This window comes from Rubricoccus marinus (genome assembly GCF_002257665.1).
GTDB classification, from domain to species: Bacteria; Bacteroidota; Rhodothermia; order Rhodothermales; family Rubricoccaceae; genus Rubricoccus; species Rubricoccus marinus.
The window spans coordinates 2610949-2630238 of the sequence record NZ_MQWB01000001.1; the positions used below are offsets into that span (position 1 = coordinate 2610949).

A 19290-nucleotide genomic window follows, 5' to 3' on the forward strand; every position below is an offset into this window, starting at 1 on the left:
GGAGGGTCTGGGCGTTCTGACGGAGCCTTGCCCCTCGTGTTTCACTCGTGCCCGTGTCCGACCCGTCTTCTCCCGACGCTCCCCTCCCCGCCTCTGGCGACGCGCCAGAGGCTCCGAAAGAGGCCTGGGGCCTCGTCACCCGCTCCACCGGCAGCTGGTACACCGTCCGCACCGACGATGGTGAGGACGTTCAGGCGCGCATCCGCGGCAAGTTTCGGCTGGAGGCCGAAACCATCGACGAGACGAACCCTCTGGCGGTCGGCGACCGCGTGCGGATCCTCCTGCTGGAGGACGAGACGGGGATGGTGCAGGAGATCGCGCCGCGCGAGAACCAGCTCAGCCGCCGCGCCGCCGGCCACCGCGCCCGGAGCGAGCACGTCATCGTGACCAACCTGGACCGCGCGTGGTGCGTGCAGGCCACGTTCCAGCCCAAGCTCAACCCCGGCTTCGTGGACCGCTTTATGGTGGCCGCCGAGGCCAGCCACATCCCGGCGGGCCTCGTGCTCAACAAAGCCGACCTCCTGGAAGGCGAGCCGCGCGCGCAAGAGGCCTTGGAGTTCTGGGCCGAGCTGTACGAGAGCCTGGGCTACCCCGTGCTGTTTACCAGCGCCGAAACCGGCGAGGGTGTGGACGCCTTCCGCGACGCGCTCGAAGGCAAGGTCAGCGTGGTCTCCGGCCCCTCCGGCGCCGGCAAGTCCAGCCTCCTCAACGCCGTCGATCCCGAGCTCGACCTCGTCGTGGGCGAGGTCAGCGAGAAGACGAACAAAGGCCGCCACACGACAACGTTCGCGACCCTTTTCCAAGTCGCCGGCGGATGGGTGGCGGACACGCCCGGCATCCGCGAGTTCGGCATCTGGGGCATGACGCCAGAGGAGCTCGGCGGCTACTTCGTGGAATTCCGGCCGTTCTTAGATGATTGCCGCTACCCCAACTGCACGCACGATCACGAACCGGGCTGCGCCATTCAGGACGCCGTGGACGCTGAGCACATCACGCCGGAGCGCTACGGCTCCTACCTCCAGATGCTGGAGTCCGTCCGCGCCGATGCCCGCTCCGACCAGGAGGCGGACTGGCGCCGCCGCGACTCCCGCCCGGACGAGGAGTGGGACGAGCCGGAGGATTAGGGACTGGAGACTGGAATCGAACCGCCCCACGCCTCTGGCGCCAGAGGCCGCGCCGCGTGCGTCCTCACACGATTCCCACGCCCTTCGCGATTCACCCCTCTGGCGTTGCCGTACCTTTGTCGCAGCCGGTCGTCCTGACGCACATGCGCAGGGCTCGTCGGCGAAGTGAGGGCACGTCCCGCACGGCCAGCTCCTCCTGAACTCCGCCAGGGCCTGACGGCAGCAACGGTAGGGAGTCGATGCGGCGCGATGCGGATCGCGTGCCCTCACTTTTTTTGTATCTGTGCGGCACGGTGGGTGTGACGGCGCGAGTCACTGGCGCGGCCTTTGGAAGGCGTCCGGTTTGGACGTAGCCTCCCCGCCCATCTCGCCAGAGGCCCCATGCGCTTCGCCCTCCTCGCTCTCGCCCTCCTCTCGCTGCCTCTGGCGGCGCAAACGCCAGAGGACTCGCTCGGCTTCTCGGATCTGGAAGCGGACATCCGCGCCACGACCTTCCCCGGAGAGCTCTACTTCCGCCAGCTCGACGAAGCGTGGGACCGCGCCATCGTGGCCGGGCAGTTCGGGCGGGCAGATAGCGTGGCCGTTCTCGCGGAGACGTACCTGGTAGAGACGCAGGGCACGCCGCGCGATTCCGTGATCTGGCCGTCCATCGCGGACCGTTTCGCCCTCGGGCTCCTGGCGGGAGATCTCTGGGCCGTCCGCTGGCTCGCGGCCGACGGCGACTGGTGGTCCACGCCTACGTCGACGTGGTACCCGCGCACGGACGTGTTCTACACGGTCGGGACCCCTCGCCTGACTCTCCTTCCCGGCCCTCGCTACGGCCTGCGGTTCTCCACCGCCAACACGCTGATCCGCGATTCCAGCGAGGTGCCCCAGCGCCTCGCCGCCAGAGGCGCGAGCGAGGAGGAACTGGCGCTCGCCCGGCTCGCGGTCGCCAAGCTGCTCGTACAGCCCGCGTGGGGCGGCGGCTATATCGATGTCAGCTTCTCAGACGCGCAGAAGGCGCTCAACGAGCGCGCAGACGCGTTCCTGGAGCGGTACCCGAACACGCCCTACGCGCGGTTCGTGCGCGAAGAGGTCCGCGTCCGCTATGACGTGAAGGGCTCGGTTGCGCTCACGTTCGGGTTCGGCCCGGGCTGGGGCTCCGGGAATCTGGCCGACGCCACAAACACATCGATCGCGGGCGAGATCAGCCTGGGCCTCCGCTACAAATGGGGGCACGCAGCGTTCGGCATCCACGGCGGCGACCTCAACGTAGCCGAGACGCGCGTCGGGACCGACGGGACCGAGCTGGTCGAGACGGACAGGCTCTCGGTCGGACTCCTTTCGGTGGAGGCAGGCCCGCGTCTCGCCGTCGGCGGACTGGACGTGCTGCCCTACGTCGCGGGTGGCCTCTTGCTGCGCGGTGTCTCGGCCCAGAAAACCGATGACGATCCGCTCTCCTCGTACTCTCCCGGCACGCGCCTCGGATGGGGCTATGGCGTTGGGCTGGAGTATCTCGGGGACCGCCGGAGGCGGTACGGCGGCACCGCCGTGCGCCTGCGCGTCAGTCGCATCATGCCCCGCTTCGACCGCGGCTTCGAAACCGTCCTCGACGGCCCGATCACGTCCGTGACCCTCGGGCTCAGCCTCGCCGGCATGATCCGCTCGCGCTCGTTCTAGCCTCTGGCGCCAGAGGCCTACCGGAAGCGCGGCTCGCGGGACAGCATCGCGACCAAGTCCGTCACGCCGACCGGCCCGTGGCGGTACAGAAACGGCTCGCCGTACGTCGCGCCGACGCGGTAGCCGTACGTCCGTGCGCGCGCCTCCACCCATTGGAGAAAGGCGGGATTGGAGATGAACGTCTCCGGCTCGCTCTCACCGGACGTCTCGCCAGAGGCCTCTGACGCGTCCGATTCGGCCGCATCGCCGCCTGTGTAGAACTGCGTACGGTAGGACAGCAACGCCTCCATGCGCCGCTCCCACACGCTGCTTACGTCGATCACGAACGTGGGCTCGAACGGGATGGACTGCATGTAGTGGAGCACGTGCGGAGGGCGCCACGGCTCCTGCGCCTCCCCCTCCCACTCGGTCTCGATTCTGACGAGCCCGGAGTAGAACAGCGCGTCCGTTGCGAGGCGCGAAGCCGCCGGGTGATCCGGGTGCCTGTCCTCTGGCGCGTTGATGAGCACAATGCTCGGGCGGTGCAGCCGAATGCGCTGAATCAGCGCCTCGCGCGCCTCGGCCGTGTTGGGGATGTCGCCATCGGGGAGCGCCAAGTTGTGGCGGGCACTCAGGCCCAGCACGCCAGAGGCGACCTCGGCCTCTTGCGCGCGCGTCTCGGGCGTGCCGCGGCTGCCGAGTTCACCGCGCGTAAAGTCGACCACGCCGGTCGTGTAGCCCTGGTCGTGGAGCAGGCACATGGTGCCGCCGGCGCAGAGTTCGACATCGTCGGGGTGGGCGGCGAGGGCGAGGACGTCGAGAGGCTGGGTCACGGGAGCGGGGTGGGTACCGCGCCTCTACGCGAGCCGAGCGCCAGAGGCTCCGGGCCTCTGGCGCCACGCTGCGGCCCTCGCGTTACGCCGCTTTCTTGCGGGGCTTGGCCACCTTCACTTCCGGCTCCGCCGTGGCGGCGCTGTCGCCAGAGGCCGCGCCGTCGCCGGCGAACCGCTCGCGCATCTTGCCGAGCAACTCGTCGATCTGCGGCGCGTCCAGCTCTTGGAGCGCCTGCACGCCGCAGTAGTGCCGCGCCGAAAGCAGGAGCTGGTGTCGGTCCAGCCCGAAGGCCGTCGCCTCGCGCATCAGGTCTTCCAGCGTGCTCGGGGCTGGCGCCAGAGGCGCGGGCGCGGGGAGTTCGTGGACGGTCGGCGCCTCGGCGGGGACCGGGCCGGCGCCCATCCGCGCGAGGAGGTCGCCAAAGGCCGGGGCTTCTACCTCCATGCCGACCGGAAACTCACTGGCGTTGCTCTTGACAACCGTCGCGACGCGGCGCGTCTCGAAGCCGTCCTGGCGGAGCGAGAGCTCCAGCATCACGTCGACGAAGTATTCCAGGCCGCTGGAGGTCATGGGCAGGACGCGGCCCATCTCGTTCTCCTCACGGTCCGCCTTGCCTCTGGCGCCGATCTGGTCCGTGATGACGACGCACGCACCGGAGTCCACGCACAGGCGGCGGAGGACTTCCTGAAACACGATCTGGTCGTTCTGAAGCTCTTCGGCGGATGGCTGCGCCGTCGGGTCGCCCGTTCGCGCGCGGACGGCCTCCACCGTCGCGCGATGCTTCCGGCCGAAGTACATCGCCCACGAGTCCAGCGCGTAGCAGCCGTACCCCTGCTCCTCGCGGCCCTCGCCGAGCGCCCAGTCCACGAACTGCGGCAGTTCGTCCGGGTGCTCAATCTCAAGCGCGTCGAAAACCGAGCCGTCCGAGCCCGGCAGGAGGCGCGCCTTGCGCTCGGTGTCGAAGTAGCACAGGCGGCCGAGGCCGGCCTCAGCCATGCTCGCGGCGAACCAGCTTTTGCCCGTTCCGGCGGCGCCACGGACGGCGACGACGAGGCGCCTCTGGCGCGGGCGGCGGCTGAGGGGATGGATGCGGGGCGTGCTCATGTCGGGAAGGGGTTGGACCGATACACACAGCGTAGACACACCCAGTGCCACCCTTTTGTCACATGGCTTTCCCCGATCACGTCGGCCTCTGGCGCCAGAGGATCTCCGCAACCGTAGCGGGCTGCTCCGACGCCAGAGGCGCAGGCGCCTACCCCGACTCTTTCCGCCGCCCGTACCACTCCATGATGGGCGTGACCGAAAGCCCGTGGACCACTACGCTCGCCGCGATGGTGGTCAGCACAACGCCGAGGATGGCCCCAGAAAAGAGGTCGTACACGCCGTGCACCTCGGCGTACATGAGGTAGTAGATGGAGCCGATGCCGCGGATCCCGAACCACGCCATGAGGCCGCGCTGAATCCCTGTCGTGCGCGATCCTAAAAGGCCGATGCTCACCGCCAGAGGCCGGATGCCCAGGAACAGCACGGCCACGAACGCGAGGGTCTCCCACGTAAGGCTGGCGTACGTCATGAGCGCGCCCACAAGCACGACGAGCACGACGGCGCCCATCCGCTCGGCCTGCTCGGCAAAGCCCAAGACGGCCGTCGCCATCCACGCGGGCGCCACGTTCTCGTCCAGCGCGACCTCTTCGTTCTCGGCCTGGCGTGCCATCTCCTCGACCTCCTCCGAGGGCTTGTCGCCCGTGTGCCGCCGCTCCTCGTAGCGCAGCGCGAGACCAGCTGCGAAGACCGCCAAGAACGCGTAGCTGTGAGCGTAAAGCGCGATCCCGTAGCTCAGCGCCACGAGCCCGAGCGCCAGGAAGTCGTCGGCGCCGACGGCCTCTTTGTGCTTCTGGCGGAGGTACACGACCAGCCGCCCTACGCCGCGGCCCAACAGCCAGCCGATGGCGATGCCGCCGAGAATGGCCCAGAACACATCAACGGCCCACCACTTCCAGCCCCACTCGCCCAGATCGCGCAAGCCCAGCATCCCGAGGCCGAGCATAACGAACGGGAATGCGGCGCCGTCGTTGAAGCCCGCCTCGCCGGTAAGAGAGAAGCGGAGCCGGTCGCGGTCATCGGGCTGGCGGATCTGCACATCCGAGGCCAGGACAGGATCGGTCGGCGCGAGAACGGCGCCGAGCAACACCGCCGCGCCCCACGGCAGGCCCAGTAGGTACTTCCCCGCGACCGCGACGAGCCCCACCGTCACAGTCATTGAGATCGTCGCGAGGCGGAGTGGGAGACGCCAGCGGCCGTCCGAGAGCGGCGTTCGGAGCTTGAGTCCGGCGGCGAACAGCGACAGGATGACCGCGATCTCGCTCAGGATCTCCAAGATCCTCGCGTGCTCGATCGGGTCGAACACGAGAAGCCCGATGCCGAGCGGGCCGATGCCGATCCCCACCAGCAGGTACACTTGCGCGGTGGAGAGCGGGAGTCGCTTGAGCGTGGTGCCCATCAGGGCCATCAGCGTCAGCAGCGCGCCTGCGATGATGAACCAGAGAGAGAACGGCATGGGTCGGGAGAGAGGCCGCTTCGGACGCGCCAGAGACGGGGCGGGTCCAGGCCTCTGGCGCGGCTGGGTTCTGGGTTCTGGGTTCTGGGTTCTGGGTTCTGGGTTCTGGGTTCTGGGGAAAGCTGTCCCGCGCTCGCCTCTGGCGCCAGAGACCTCGTGCAGTTCCCACCGCCTTCGACGCCGTACCCCAAACCGATGTCATCGCGAGCGAAGCGCGGCGATCTCATGCCGCTGGCCGCGGAGTCGCGGGCTTGCCGCACCGCAGCCCGTCCTTAAGTGCAACCGAACGTGCCTCTCGAGATGAGAGTCTCTGCGCGTCGGTCTTACTCGCCAGAGGCCTCTGGCGGCGCGGTTTCGCTCTGGAGTTGCGCAAGGAAGCCCTGCATGAACGCCACGCGGCGCTTGGCCTCGCGGCGTCCGGCCTCGGTCTGCATCGTAGCGGGGAGGCGGAACAGCTTGGCGAAAAAGTGATCCGTCGCGTAGCGCCGGTCGTCCAGCGCGCGCGCCAGAGGCTGGAAGTCGTCGTCTACAGCGGGCACCGGGTCGTCCGGGTGGACGAGGGCGCTGCCCATCGCGCCCGCCGTGGCGTAGCACCGTGCGATGCCGATGGCGCCGAGCGCGTCCAGCCGGTCGGCGTCCTGCACCACGCGGGCCTCTGGCGTGCGCGGCGCGATGCCGGCCGAGAAGCTGTGCGCTTCGATGGCGTGCGCAACGGCGTCCAGCTTGGCGTCGGGAAAACCACGCGCTTGAAGCCAGGCGACGGCCGCGCGGGCCGCGAGGCCGCTGGCGCGCGCGCGGTCGGGCGAGTCTTTGGGAACGGTCACGCCGTCGTGCAGCCACGCGGCGGGCAACACGACATCAAGATCCGCCCCCTCCTCTCGCGCCAGGCGCACTGCCGATGCCACGACGCGGCGGACGTGCGCGAGGTCGTGCGCCGCGTCGCCGTCCATCGTCGCGGCGAGGTGCGCCGCGCAGGCCGCCGCCAGAGGCTCAAGAGCGAGGCGAGACACTAGCGGCGCTCCACCTGGACCACCAGCGGGACGGTCTCCGTGTCCGGGCAGTCCGGATCGCCGGCGCACGAGACGGCGCGGACTGTGGCGTCCTCTTGCGTGATCTTGACGCGCTCGCCCTCGAACTCGTAGGTGATGCCGCACAGGTCCTTTTCGGCCATGAGCATCTCCATCGTGCCCGCGTTCTCCACCACGAGGTAGCACGCCGTCTCGTCATCGGTCTGACTCACGAGGTTGACTTCGCGTGTGCGCTGGCTCGCGCCCTGCACGCGCTCGGGGGCGCTGATCTCGAAGGTGCTGGCCACCTCAGTCGTGTCCGCCTCGCCAGAGGCCTGCGCCTCTGGCGACGTGGCGTCGGTGGACTCGGTGCGGCAGCCTGCGAGGACGAACACCGCTGCGCCGAGAAGGAGCGCGGATCGTGAGAAGCCGATCATGTGGCGACGAGGTTGACGAGACGGCCGGGGACGACGATCTCTTTGCGGATGGTTTTGCCTTCCGTATGGCGCTGCACGTTGGGCTCGGCGTAGGCGGCTTCGAGGACCGCGGCCTTGTCCGCATCGGCGGCGACGGTGACCGTGCCGCGCAGCTTGCCGTTGACCTGCACGGCGATCTCGATCTCGTCCTCCTTTAGAAGCTCGGGGTCGTGCTCCGGCCACGGCGCGTAGCTCAGGCTCTCCTCGTGGCCGAGGCGCGCCCACAACTCTTCCGCGATGTGCGGCGCGAACGGCGCCAGAAGCTGAACAAAGCGTTCGGCGACCTCTTGCGGGACCGTGTCCCACTTGTAGGCTGCGTTGACGAACTCCATCATAGCCGCGATGGCCGTGTTGAAGCGCATCGCCTCGATGTCCTCGGTCACTTTCGCGATCGTCGCGTGGAGCGTGCGGAGCTGATCCTTGCTCGCGGCCTCTTGCGTGATGGAATCGGAGAGGCCGCCAGAGGCTTCGCCCTCGTGGCCGGTCTCGCCGGTGATGAGGCGCCAGGCGCGCGAGAGGAAGCGGTGGACGCCCTCGACGGAGCGCGTGCTCCAGGGCTTGGTCGCCTCCAGCGGGCCCATAAACATCTCGTACAGGCGCAGGCTGTCTGCGCCGTACTCGCTCACCACGTCGTCCGGGTTGACCACGTTGCCGCGGCTCTTGGACATCTTGTAGGAGCGGCTGAGCACGCGGACCTCTGGCGACTCGACGAGCACGAACCCGTCGCCCTTTTTGGTGACCGCGTCGTCCCCCACGCGAACCGCCACGAGCGAGGAGCCGTCTCGCTCGTCTTGGAACTTGACGTCGGAGTCGTCCTCGCCCTCCACCTCGACGGCGTGCTGGGCCGAGACCCAGCCGAAGACCTCGCCGTCGTCGCCCAGGCGGCGGTAGGCGGTGTGCTCCATCTCCCCCAGGATCATGCCCTGGTGGACCAGCTTGACAAACGGCTCGGGCGTGGACACGACGCCCGCGTCGAAGAGCACCATGTGCCAGAAGCGCGCGTAGAGCAGGTGCAGAACCGCGTGCTCGCTGCCGCCGACGTAGAGATCGACTGGCAGCCAGTACTTCTCCTTTTCGGGGTCTACGAGTTGCTCGTCGTTGTGCGGGTCGAGAAAGCGCAGGTAGTACCAGCACGAGCCCGCCCACTGCGGCATCGTGTTCGTCTCGCGCTTGGCCTCCTTGCCGTCGACCGTGAGCGAGATCCAGTCCGTCGCCTGCGCCAGAGGCCCGTCGGGGCTGCCGGTCGGCTTGTAGTCCGGGACCTCGGGGAGCGTGACGGGCAGGGCCTCTGGCGCCAGAGGCTGCGGCGCGCCGTCGATGTGGACGACCGGGAAGGGCTCGCCCCAGTAGCGCTGGCGGCTGAAGAGCCAGTCGCGGAGCTTGTAGTTGGTCTGCGCGCGGCCCACGCCGTTGTCCTCCAGCCACGCGAGGATGGCAGTCTTGGACTCCTCCAGGCCCATGCCGTCGAGGTTGGCGCCAGAGGTCGCGATGTCGCTCACGGCGTGGCCGCTGGCGTCGGAGTTGACGTGCGGGCCCTCGCCGGTGTAGGCCTCTTTGAGCCTGCCGTCGTCGTCCTTCTCGCCGCCCGCGACGACCTCGCGGATGGGCAAGCCATAGGCCTGAGCAAACTCGAAGTCGCGCTCGTCGTGCGCCGGGACGGCCATGATGGCGCCCGTCCCGTAGGTGTTGAGCACGTAGTCCGCGACCCATACCGGGACTTTCTCGCCGTTGACCGGGTTGACCGCATGCGCGCCGGTGAAGACGCCCGTCTTAGTCTTCTGCTCCATCCGGTCGCGGTCGGTCTTGTGCGACGCCTTCGTCACGTACGCCTCGACCTCGCCAGAGGCCTCTGGCGTCGTGATCTGCTTCACGAGCGGATGCTCGGGGGCGAGGACCATGTAGGTCGCACCGAAGAGCGTGTCTGGCCGCGTCGTGAACACACGGACGACCTTCTCGGGGTGGCCGAAGACGCGGAAGTCCACCTCGACGCCGATGCTCTTGCCGATCCAGTTGCGCTGCATCTCCTTGGTGGAAACGGGCCACTCCACGTCGTCCAGGCCGGCCAGGAGCCGGTCGGCGTACTCGGTGATCTTGAGCATCCACTGCCGCATGGGCAGCTGTACCACGGGGTGCCCGCCGCGCTCACTCTTGCCGTCGATGATCTCCTCGTTCGCGAGAACGGTCCCGAGCGCCGGGCACCAGTTGACGGGCACCTCAGCTTGGTAGGCGAGGCCCTTCTCGTAGAGCTTGAGGAAGATCCACTGCGTCCAGCGGACGTAACCGGGGTCGGTCGTGTTGACCTCGCGCGACCAGTCGTAGGAGAAGCCGAGGCTCTGGAGCTGCGTCCGGAACGTGTTGATGTTCTTCTCGGTCGTCTCGCGCGGGTGCGTGCCCGTCTCGATGGCGTACTGCTCGGCGGGCAGGCCGAAGGCGTCCCAGCCCATCGGGTGGAGCACGTTGAAGCCTCTGGCGCGCTTGTACCGCGCGAGGATGTCCGTGGCCGTGTAGCCCTCCGGGTGGCCGACGTGGAGACCAGACCCGGAGGGGTACGGAAACATGTCGAGCACGTAGTACGGCTCTTTGCTGGCGTCGAAGCCCTCGTCGCCGGGGCCGAGGGTTTTAAACGTGTCGTGCTCGGCCCAGTAGGCCTGCCAGCGGGGTTCGATGTCGTCGTGGGGGTAGCCTGCCATCGGGGCGCCGCGCGCGTGGCGGCGGGGTGCGTGTGCAAAACGCGCAAGCTACCGCCAGAGGCCTCGGGCGAGGGGTGCTACCAGATGGCGGACGTGCTGCCTACGGAGCGGGGGCGCTCAGGGAGGCATGATGATCACCGGCGGCGGGGAGATTGCGGCGATGCTCGCCCCGCTACCTATCCGCACCTGGTATGGGTAAGGCCTCGAGCCAGGATTAATGGAGCCGGGAGTAGCAGCGACGAAGATGCGCTTCCCTTGAAGCGCAACCTCCTTCGCAAACATCGTCCCCTCGGACACCCAGGGCAGCTCAATCTCTATGTCATCATTTATGCCCCGCACTTCCCATACGAGTACGCAATACGCGCTTGCCTCCATATAGTCCTCAATGGCATTGCCCGGCGCATCGCCTCGCGACTTAGACAATACAACATAGACTCCTTTTTTTTTGGTAATGACTCCAACAGTTCTGCTTGGCATATCTGTGCGGGTTGCCCGCGATGAGTTAGCGCGAGTCTTGGGATCTCGCGCGTAGTTTTGCGAAACGCGGGTCGCTTCGCAGGCTTGAGAAGTCCGCGGTGTCATCAATGTCCGAGAGGGAGTAGCCCCCCTCAAACGCGCGAGCGAGGTGCTCTAGGGCGCGGTCTCGGTCGCCGGTCTTCTCGAAGACGGAGAAAAGGTTGTACTGTGTTCGGAGGTCGGCCGGAGCTAGGTCAGCGGCTTTGATAGCAGCAGCGCGTGCCGCGTCCTTTTGGCCAAGCTCTTCCCGGTAGACCGCGAGAGAGGCGAGAACCTGCGCGTCCTGGGGGTTGACTCGGAGGCTTGCCTCGGCAGCTGAAGCAGCCTTGCGAATCGCGCCAGTGCGCTCACGTTCTTTCCCTGGCGCCTCATCCAAGGCTGAAGCGAGGTTCGCCCACAGCCTGTGATCTGCGCTGTTAATGTCGAGAGCCTGTCGGTATGCTTGAATGGCCTCGGCGACTCGCCCCTGTTCCAACAGGAACGAGGCAAAGTTGGAGTACGCGCCCGACGTTTTTCGCCGCGCTAGTCCCTCTTCGTACCTCTCCCCAGCTTTTGCGTACATCTCATCCGAGAGGGCCTCGTCGCCAGAAGCCGCTGCCTGCCGAGCCAGTTGGTGATACACGCCTCCCTGAGCGGCATAGCCTTGCGAGTTAGCAGGAACTAATCGCATGACCTCTCCAAACTGTTCGATCGCCTCTTGGTAACGCCCCATCCCAAAGAGGAAGTAGCCCAGTTCAGCGTAGCCCGTCCAGAGATTGGAGCGAACCCGAATGGCCTTCCGAAAGGCCTCTTCTGCGCCCTTAATGTCGGCGGAGGCCTGCTTGGCTCTCGCGAGGGCGAGCAGCGCGTCGAAGCTCGTTGGATAAAGGTCCACTGCTCGGCTGGCCGCTTGCGTGGCGCGGGGGTAGCGCCCGGTGGCGCGGTAGAAGCGCGATAGCGCGACGTACGCCAGAGGCTCGCCGGGGTCGAGGGCGACGGCGCGGCGACCGGCGGTCTCGGCCCTGCCGATCCAAGAGGAATCGCGCGTGACCTCGTACTGTTGGAGGCTGGCTTCTCCTAGGCGGGCGTAGGCGAGCGAGAACGTAGGGTCCTGCTGGATCGCGCTCTCGAAAAGGGACACTGCGCGGCCGAGGTCGTCGTTATCCGCGTTCTGTTCGAGATACCCGAGTCCGTCCATATAGTGCTTCAGTGCATCGGGATTGGAGGAACCTCTGGCGAGGTGGGCTGAGGTGGAGGCCTCGCCTTCGAGCCCCAGCATCTCGCTAATAGCTTGCAGCGCCCTCGTCTGCAGCTCCCCCACCGCCGATGCCGCCATCTGGATAAGAACGGACTGGATCTGGCGGCTCGTCCGCGTGTCGAGGAGGTTGAGCGTCAGATACACGCGCCCTCCCTTTTGCAGAACAGTCCCCGAAAGGGCGAGGTTGGCGCCGAGTTCATCACGGGCCTCGGATGCGCTCTCAACCTCCTGCGCGCGCACCTCGCGGGGGGGCACGACCCAATCGCGGCTATCAACCAAAAGCTGGGTGATCCCGCTGGATAGCGCCTCCTCAAAACCGACGGCGAACGCCTGCTCGTCGTCGCCAGAGGCCGCCGGCGTGAACCCGAGCATCGCGAGGTGGATCTCATCGGGGAGTGCATTGGCTGAGGACGCGGGCCAGAACGACCACCCGAGAAGGATGATCAGCGCGAGCGCCGTGCCGACCGCGCCGCCCACCCACCGAGGCCGAGCGGCCCGGCGCCGGGCCTCTGGCGTGACCGGCGAGTCTGTCAGCACCTTCTCCACTTCCCGTGCGGACGCGAATCGTTCCTCCGGCGCCTTCTCCAATAGCCGCATCACGACCGACGCCAGAGGCTCGGGCGTCCCTACGGGGAGCGGCGCAGGTGCCTCGTGCAAAATGGCGTAGAGCGTGGCAGCCTCATAGCTGCCCTCGAACGGGCGGCGGCCGGTAAGCGCTTCGTAGAGCACGACGCCGAGCGACCACAGATCCGAGCGCGACTCCGCGCGCCCGTGCATCTGCTCCGGGGCCGCATAGAACAACGTCCCCGATGTGACGCCGGACTTGGTAAGGTCCGTGCCCTCCACCTTCGCGATCCCAAAGTCGAGGATCTTGGCCGTCAGCCGGTCACTCTCGCACAGGAAGATGTTGGACGGCTTGAGGTCGCGGTGGACGATGCCTCTGGCGTGCGCCGCGGCCAAACCGCCCGCGATCTGCCGGCCGAGCTCGGCAACGTCCTCTGGCGCCAGAGGCCCGCGGCGCAGCCGGTCGCGGAGCGTCTCGCCGTCGTAACAGCCCATGGCGACAAAGGCGCGGCCGTCGTCGGTCTCCCCCACCTCATAGATGGCGCAGACGTTGGGGTGGTCGATCCGCGCGGCCGCGCGGGCTTCGACGAGGAGCCTCTGACGGGACTCCTCGCTGGCGCGGTCCTCGTCGGGCAACATCTTCAGCGCGACCTCGCGGTCCAGGCGCTCGTCCCGGGCCCGGTACACCACCCCCATCCCGCCCCGTCCCAGCGTGCCGAGCACGCGGTACCGGTCGATCACGTCAGGAAGCGCGGGGGACTCCACAGGGTTGGAGGGCGGACTTCATCAGTATAAAACGTAGCGGCTTACCCAACGGATAGGGGCCTCACATTTATACGCGTGCCGACGGCCTCTGGCGCCAGGGGCGCCTCGCCGCCTGAATGGCTCCGCGTCACGCACGCGCCGCCTCGCACCGCGCACATGCATTCGCCCCCCATGGCCCCATCCGCCCACCCTAGTTTGGGTCGGTACCGCTTCCAGACTGCACATGCGTTTGCTTCTCCTCGCCGCCCTCACCGCGGCGCCCTTTCTCTCGCCAGAGGCTCAGAGCCTCCGCGCCAGCGGCCCGGCCGTGCCCCTGGCGGGCTCCGCCGATGCGCCTCTTGCGCACGCTCGCTGGTCCCCCGCCGGCGACGCGCTGCTCGCCACACGGCCCAACCACGACGGACTCTGGCTCGTGACGCCGGAAGGCGAGAGCCGCCAGGTACGCGAGGGATCGGCCTACGCCGCCGAGTGGAGCCCCGACGGGACAGCCATCCTCCTCAGGGCGGACCGGCAGGACGGCCCGCGCCGCGACCACGCCGTCGCGATGATCGACCTCGCCTCTGGCGAGACGACACTGCTCAGCGACTGGCGCGCGACGATGCCCACGCTGCCGCGCTGGTCCGCCGACGGCTCGCAGGCGCTCCTGCTGGAGGCGTCCGGCGCCGTGGAGCGCTTCGAAACCGGCCGCGCTGTGGAGGCGGGCTTTGCCGCCGCCAGCGGCTCGGCGTTCCTGCTCGCGGAGTCCGGGACCGTCGCCGCCAGCGCGGCAACGGACGCGCCTCTGGCGCCACTCGGTGGCGCGCGCCTGCTCAACCTGACGCCCTCCCCCGACCGCCAGCGGCTCGCCTTTGAGGCCATGGGCGGCAACCTGTACGTCGTGAACGCGGACGGCTCCGGCCTCACCGATCTCGGCGTCGGCTACGAGCCCACGTGGAGCCCGGACGGCCAGTGGGTCGCTTTCATGCGGACGGAGGACGACGGGCACCAGATGCTCGCCGCAGACCTCTACGCCGCACGCGCCGACGGCTCCGCGCTCATGCAGTTGACTGACGCCAGCGGCCTCGAAATGAACCCCTCCTGGTCGCCCGACGGCACGCGCCTCGCCTTCGACGACGGCCAGACTGTTTACCTCCTCCCCCTCTTTGAGTAGCTCGATGCCCCGCCTTTCATTCTTCGCGCTCGGCCTCGCGCTGCTTACCCTCGCGCCTCTGGCGCCAGAGGCCCAGGAGGTCACGGGCCTCTCGGACTTCTCCATCTTCCTTGACCCCGGGCACAGCCAGAACGAGAACGTCGGCTTTGCCGGCTACTCCGAGGCGCGCAAGACGCTCCGCGTCGGCCTCGCGCTCAAGGACATGCTGGAGACGCGCACCGACATCGGCGGCGTGTTCATGTCCCGCACCACGGACCAGGAGTCCGTCTCGCTTTCGCAGCGCACGACGACCGCGAACGCCTCTGGCGCGGACTACTTCCACTCCATCCACTCCAACGCCGCCGGCCCCACCACGAACTACCTCTTCGTGCTCTGGGCGCAGCTCCCCAACGGCAACGAGCCCAACGCGCCGTACGCCGGCGGACGCCAGATGGCGGAGACCATGGGCCCCAACTTCGCCGAGGCCATGCGCATCGGTACGCGGGGCACCAACGGCGGCTTCGGCGAGTGCGACTTCTACGGCGCAGGCTCCTGCGGCAACGGCGTCAAGGGCTCTCGCAACTTCGTGCAGCGCAACTCCTTGATGCCCTCCACGCTGAGTGAAGCCGGTTTCCACACCAGCACGACTCAGAACCCGCGCAACATGAACGCGGACTGGAAGGTGCTGGAGGCGCAGTCCATGTTCTGGGCCATCCTGGAATACAACGGCCTCACCCGCACGCCCGACCGCATCGCGACGGGCATCATCACCGACGGCGAGAGCGGCATCCCGGTCAACGGCGCGACGGTCGAGATCGCGGGCCGGAGCTACACCACCGACACGTACGAAAGCCTCTTCAACCAGTACAGCTCCGATCCGGACCTGCTGCACAACGGCTTCTACTACCTGCCGGACATGCCCGCCGGTACGCACGCCGTGACCATCACCGCACCCGGCTACCGCACGGCTACAGGCCAGATCGCGATGCTGGAAGGCGAGTTCTCGTTTTTCGACGCCGAGCTGACCTCCAACGTCCCGCCTGTCGTGGAGGCGTCCACTCCAGAGGCCGACGATCCGGCCTTCCGCATCACAGACAACATCGAGATCGCCTTCTCGCGCCCGATGGACCGCGCGGCGACCGAGGCCGCGTTCTCGCTCGCGCCCGCCTCTGGCGGCGACGAGGTCGCCGGCGCGTTCCGCTGGTCGGACAATGACACCCGCATGGTGTTTGACCCCACGGACGATCTGATGGCGGAGACGTTGTTCGCGCTCACCATCGCGGGCACCGCCGAAGGCACTGCTGGCGACGCTCTGGACGGAAACGGCGACGGGACCGGCGGAGACGCCTTTGCCGTCACCTTCACGTCGGGCTTCCCCGACGCGACGCCTCCGCGCATCGTGGCTGTATACCCTGCCAACAACTCCACCGATGTAGAGCGGCTTCCCCTGCTGACGCTCACCTACTCCGAGCCCATCGAGGCTGCGACCGTTGACGGCCGCGTAAGCTTGGTGCCGGCCTCTGGCGGCGCAGCCGTCTCCGGGTCGGTGCAGTACAAGCGCCTTGGCGAGAGGAGCGCGATCAGCTTTTTCCCTGACGCGCCGCTGGCGGCGGGCACCGCTTACCGCCTCGAAGTAGCCCCCGGCCTGCGCGATCTGTTCCTCAACGAGCAGACCAACCTGCAGCGCCTCACCTTCACGACAGGCGCCCAAACAGCTCTCGCCACGGTCATGGACAACTTTGAAGGTGACGTGGCCGACGATTGGTGGGAGCCCCAGCAAAGCGGCTCCACAACGGGCATTGTGACCGACTCGACCTCCTCCGTCGCTACCGACGAGCTCGCCAGCGGTCTCTACGGAGGCGATTCCTCGTTCCGGATCGACTACGGCTGGAACCTCAACGATCCATCTTGGCTGGTCCGCCAGTACCGGAACGTCTCGCCCCCACAGGCCGACACGTTCACGGCATCGTCTACACTTCGCGCCGCCGTTTTCGGAGACGGCAGCGGCACGCTGTTTCGCTTCGCCGTTCGCGATCAGGGCAGCATCGAGGTAAGCCCTTGGCGCGCCATTGATTGGATCGGCTGGCGTGACATCACGTGGGACATCACCGCCGACGGGACGGGAAGCTGGATCAGCCCTGATGGCACCGTTGACGGGAACGCCTACTTCGATTCTATCCAACTCTCCTACGACGCCTCGGCGGCGAGCGCGCCGTACGGCCAGATCTGGGTGGACGATCTCCAAATCGTCTCCTTCACGTCCGTAGCGGGCGAGGAAGCGCCCGAGGCCGCCGTTCTCGCCCTCGGGGACCCGTACCCCAACCCGGTCCGCACCCGCGCCACCGTTGGGTTCACGCTCGGCACCCCTGCGCCCGTAACGGCGGTCGTCTACAGCGCGACCGGCGCTGAAGTCGCGACGCTCGCCTCTGGCGAGACGTGGGGCGCCGGCGAGCACCAGATGGAATGGGACGCGAGCACTGTCGCGTCGGGCGTGTACTTCGTCCGCATCCAGGCTGCGGGCCAGACCGAGACCGCGCGCCTCACGGTCGTCCGGTAACGCCGAGACCAGTGGTCGCGAGAGACCTTTAGCGACTGCCACGCCCCCGCCGAGTGGTTCGGCGGGGGCGTATTGCATCGTGACGGGGCACTCGGGCGGGCGCCTTGCCCCATCCCGCATGTTCCAAGACAAGAAGAGCACGGCGCTAGAGGCACGGACTCGCCTCTGGCGGTGGACTACACCGTCGGCGGATCCCACGCGGGGAGGCCGAGTCTCCCGAGTTCCTCCCACGCTCAGCTTTCCACGCTGGACTCCCCGTCGCGCCCGAGGCTGTGGCCCACACGCAAACGCCCCCGCCGAAGGTCTCGGCGGGGGCGTCCGGTACGTCTGGCTTTCGCCAGAGGCTAGCGAACCACCGTGACCGCGCGCGTCTGGCGGTCGCCATCGGCGTCCAGCACGATCACGTACGTGCCGCTGGCGACGGCCGCTCCGTTCGAGCGAGCGTCCCACGTTACGGACTGAGCACCCGCGGCGCGGGGCTCATCGTCTACGAGAACGCTGACCTCGCGGCCGAGCACGTCCATCACGCGGAGCGTGACGCGGCCAGGCTCCCGGAGCGTAAACGCCACCTCGGTCTCGCGCGAGAACGGGTTCGGACGCGGCGGCAGTAATGACGCCAGAGGCGCTGGTCCGGCTTCGCTTGCCGTGTCGCGCCCTTCGATCATCACGATGTTGCTCGGTGCCCCCTCAATGGAGTTAGAGCTCACAGCGCGAACGACGTAGTACCAGTTCAGCGCATCCGCGTTGGGCCGGTCTACGAACGTCGTCTCCCCCGTCACGGCCACGAGGTTGGCCGGGTCTTCCAGCGCCATCGCGAGGTTGGGCTCCCCTTCTGAGAGGATCTTGTAGACGGCGTAGCGGCGCGTCTCGGCGGCGCCGTCCGTCGGCGCGCTCCACGTCAGTGTCACGTCCAACGCGCCCGTCCACTCGGACGCCAGAGGCCCTGGTGTGCCGGGGGCATCCAGGCTTTTCCATGCCATCGTTGGCGTGAGTGCGGCACGGCGGTACAGGTCCGTCTTCAAGGAATCGCGGAAGCCCTGGGAAGCGTACAGCGAGACATTTTTCGCCCGGAAGAGGATGTGCCCCTGGAGGTTCTCATCTTCGCGCGTGAGCCGGATCTGACGTGGGATCTCGTTGGGCTGGAATCGAGCGCCGCTGTACGTGTTGTTATCAGAGCGGTAGAGGCCGAGGCCAGGGTACACGTGGCGGTCATTGCGCTGCTCCCCCCACCATGGTGCGAGGCGGCCGAAGTCCTGCCCTCCTCCGAATGCCCAGTACGTCTGGGGCGCGAGGTAGTCCACGGTCTCGTTGTCCATCCACGAGACGGCGTCAGCGTAGATCGTGTTGTAAGCGTCTAGTCCCGAGATACCTGAAGGGACGCCGTTCTTCCAAATCCCGAACGGACTCACGCCCCACTTCACCTCCGGCTTGAGCGCGTTGATGCTGTCCTGCACCTGCGCCACCATGAGGTTCACGTTGTCACGCCGCCAATCCCCAATGCTCACGAAGCCTCGGGGATCCGCTTGGAACGTGTCCGCATCTTGGTTCGAGATGTTGTTCGGCGGGTACGGGTAGAAGTAATCGTCGATGTGCATCCCGTCTACGTCGTACCGACGAACGATGTCAGCAACGACGGTCGCCATCCGGTCCCGTGCGGCCTGCAATCCCGGATTGTAGATCTTGATGTCGCCGAACTCGAGCAACCACTCCGGGTTGGTATTGGTCACGTGGTTATCGGCCTTGGGATAGGAGGACCCCCGATCCGCACGGTATGGGTTGAGCCATGCGTGGAGCTCCATGCCTCGCGCGTGCGCCTCTTCGATGACGAACTCCAGTGGGTCGTAGTAGGGATCGGGTGCGACGCCCTGCTCGCCAGTCAACCAGTAGGACCATGGTTCCAGATCCGACTGGTACAAGGCGTCGCTCTCGGCTCTCACTTGGAACATGACGGCGTTCACGCCAGAGGCCTGCAGTTGGTCCAGCATGCTTCGGAGCTCAGCTTGCTGGCCGAACGTGCTTCCGTTTCGGCTATTGGGCCAGTCCAGGTTGATGACGGTCGCGATCCACGCGCCGCGGAACTCCTGCTTGGGTCCCACCGGTGTGACCAGAGACTGAGCCTCTGCGGTGGTACCTCCCGCGATCAACGCGGCGAGGAGGAAAAGGGAAAGGGCTCGCATGGATCTGTACGTCTGT

12 protein-coding genes and 1 other RNA gene are annotated in these 19290 nt (G+C 67.4%); 5 read left to right on the forward strand and 8 right to left on the reverse strand.

Features of this window, described 5'->3' with window-relative positions; translation table 11 throughout:
- Nucleotides 1–53: 53 nt before the first annotated feature.
- From rsgA to BSZ36_RS11120, 3 genes are all read left to right on the forward strand, one after another.
- Nucleotides 54–1124 (forward strand): ribosome small subunit-dependent GTPase A, encoded by a 1071-nt coding sequence (rsgA, locus tag BSZ36_RS11110; RefSeq protein ID WP_094548918.1) that lies wholly within the window; start codon nt 54–56, stop codon nt 1122–1124.
- A 169-nt stretch (nt 1125–1293) separates the two neighbouring features.
- Nucleotides 1294–1391: signal recognition particle sRNA small type (ffs, locus tag BSZ36_RS11115), an RNA gene on the forward strand.
- Nucleotides 1392–1505: 114 nt separating this feature from the next.
- A complete protein-coding gene (locus BSZ36_RS11120) occupies nt 1506–2786 on the forward strand; it encodes an outer membrane protein (RefSeq protein WP_094548920.1) in 1281 nt (426 codons plus the stop codon).
- Between the two features lie 17 nt (nt 2787–2803).
- Here the strand turns inward: BSZ36_RS11120 and bshB1 are convergent, their stop codons facing one another.
- From bshB1 to BSZ36_RS11160, 7 genes are all read right to left on the reverse strand, one after another.
- A complete protein-coding gene (gene bshB1, locus BSZ36_RS11125; protein WP_094548922.1) occupies nt 2804–3598 on the reverse strand; it encodes a bacillithiol biosynthesis deacetylase BshB1 in 795 nt (264 codons plus the stop codon).
- Between the two features lie 82 nt (nt 3599–3680).
- Nucleotides 3681–4703 (reverse strand): DEAD/DEAH box helicase family protein, encoded by a 1023-nt coding sequence (locus tag BSZ36_RS11130; RefSeq protein WP_094548924.1) that lies wholly within the window; start codon nt 4701–4703, stop codon nt 3681–3683.
- A gap of 148 nt (nt 4704–4851) precedes the next feature.
- Nucleotides 4852–6156 (reverse strand): cation:proton antiporter, encoded by a 1305-nt coding sequence (locus BSZ36_RS11135; protein WP_094548926.1) that lies wholly within the window; start codon nt 6154–6156, stop codon nt 4852–4854.
- A gap of 323 nt (nt 6157–6479) precedes the next feature.
- On the reverse strand, nt 6480–7166 hold the full coding sequence (locus tag BSZ36_RS11140) for an HD domain-containing protein (RefSeq protein WP_218827647.1): 687 nt from the start codon (nt 7164–7166) through the stop codon (nt 6480–6482).
- A complete protein-coding gene (locus tag BSZ36_RS11145; RefSeq protein ID WP_094548928.1) occupies nt 7166–7600 on the reverse strand; it encodes a hypothetical protein in 435 nt (144 codons plus the stop codon). Before BSZ36_RS11145 ends, BSZ36_RS11140 begins: the two co-directional genes overlap by 1 nt.
- Nucleotides 7597–10329, reverse strand: coding sequence for a leucine--tRNA ligase (gene leuS, locus BSZ36_RS11150; RefSeq protein ID WP_094548930.1), 2733 nt, complete (start codon nt 10327–10329; stop codon nt 7597–7599). Before leuS ends, BSZ36_RS11145 begins: the two co-directional genes overlap by 4 nt.
- 502 nt (nt 10330–10831) lie before the next feature.
- Nucleotides 10832–13411 carry a serine/threonine-protein kinase gene (locus BSZ36_RS11160; RefSeq protein WP_094548934.1) on the reverse strand — a complete coding sequence of 860 codons (2580 nt, stop codon included), beginning with the start codon at nt 13409–13411 and terminating at the stop codon, nt 10832–10834.
- A 223-nt stretch (nt 13412–13634) separates the two neighbouring features.
- On the opposite strand from BSZ36_RS11160, the gene BSZ36_RS11165 reads away from it, so the two are divergent.
- On the forward strand, nt 13635–14561 hold the full coding sequence (locus tag BSZ36_RS11165) for a PD40 domain-containing protein (protein ID WP_094548936.1): 927 nt from the start codon (nt 13635–13637) through the stop codon (nt 14559–14561).
- Nucleotides 14562–14565: 4 nt separating this feature from the next.
- Nucleotides 14566–17097: an Ig-like domain-containing protein gene (locus tag BSZ36_RS11170; protein ID WP_094548938.1), complete on the forward strand. Its 2532-nt coding sequence runs from the start codon at nt 14566–14568 to the stop codon at nt 17095–17097.
- Between the two features lie 344 nt (nt 17098–17441).
- On the opposite strand, the gene BSZ36_RS11175 is transcribed toward BSZ36_RS11170, so the two are convergent.
- Complete coding sequence (locus tag BSZ36_RS11175) at nt 17442–19274, reverse strand: family 10 glycosylhydrolase (RefSeq protein WP_094548940.1); 1833 nt, start codon at nt 19272–19274, stop codon at nt 17442–17444.
- Nucleotides 19275–19290: the final 16 nt, after the last annotated feature.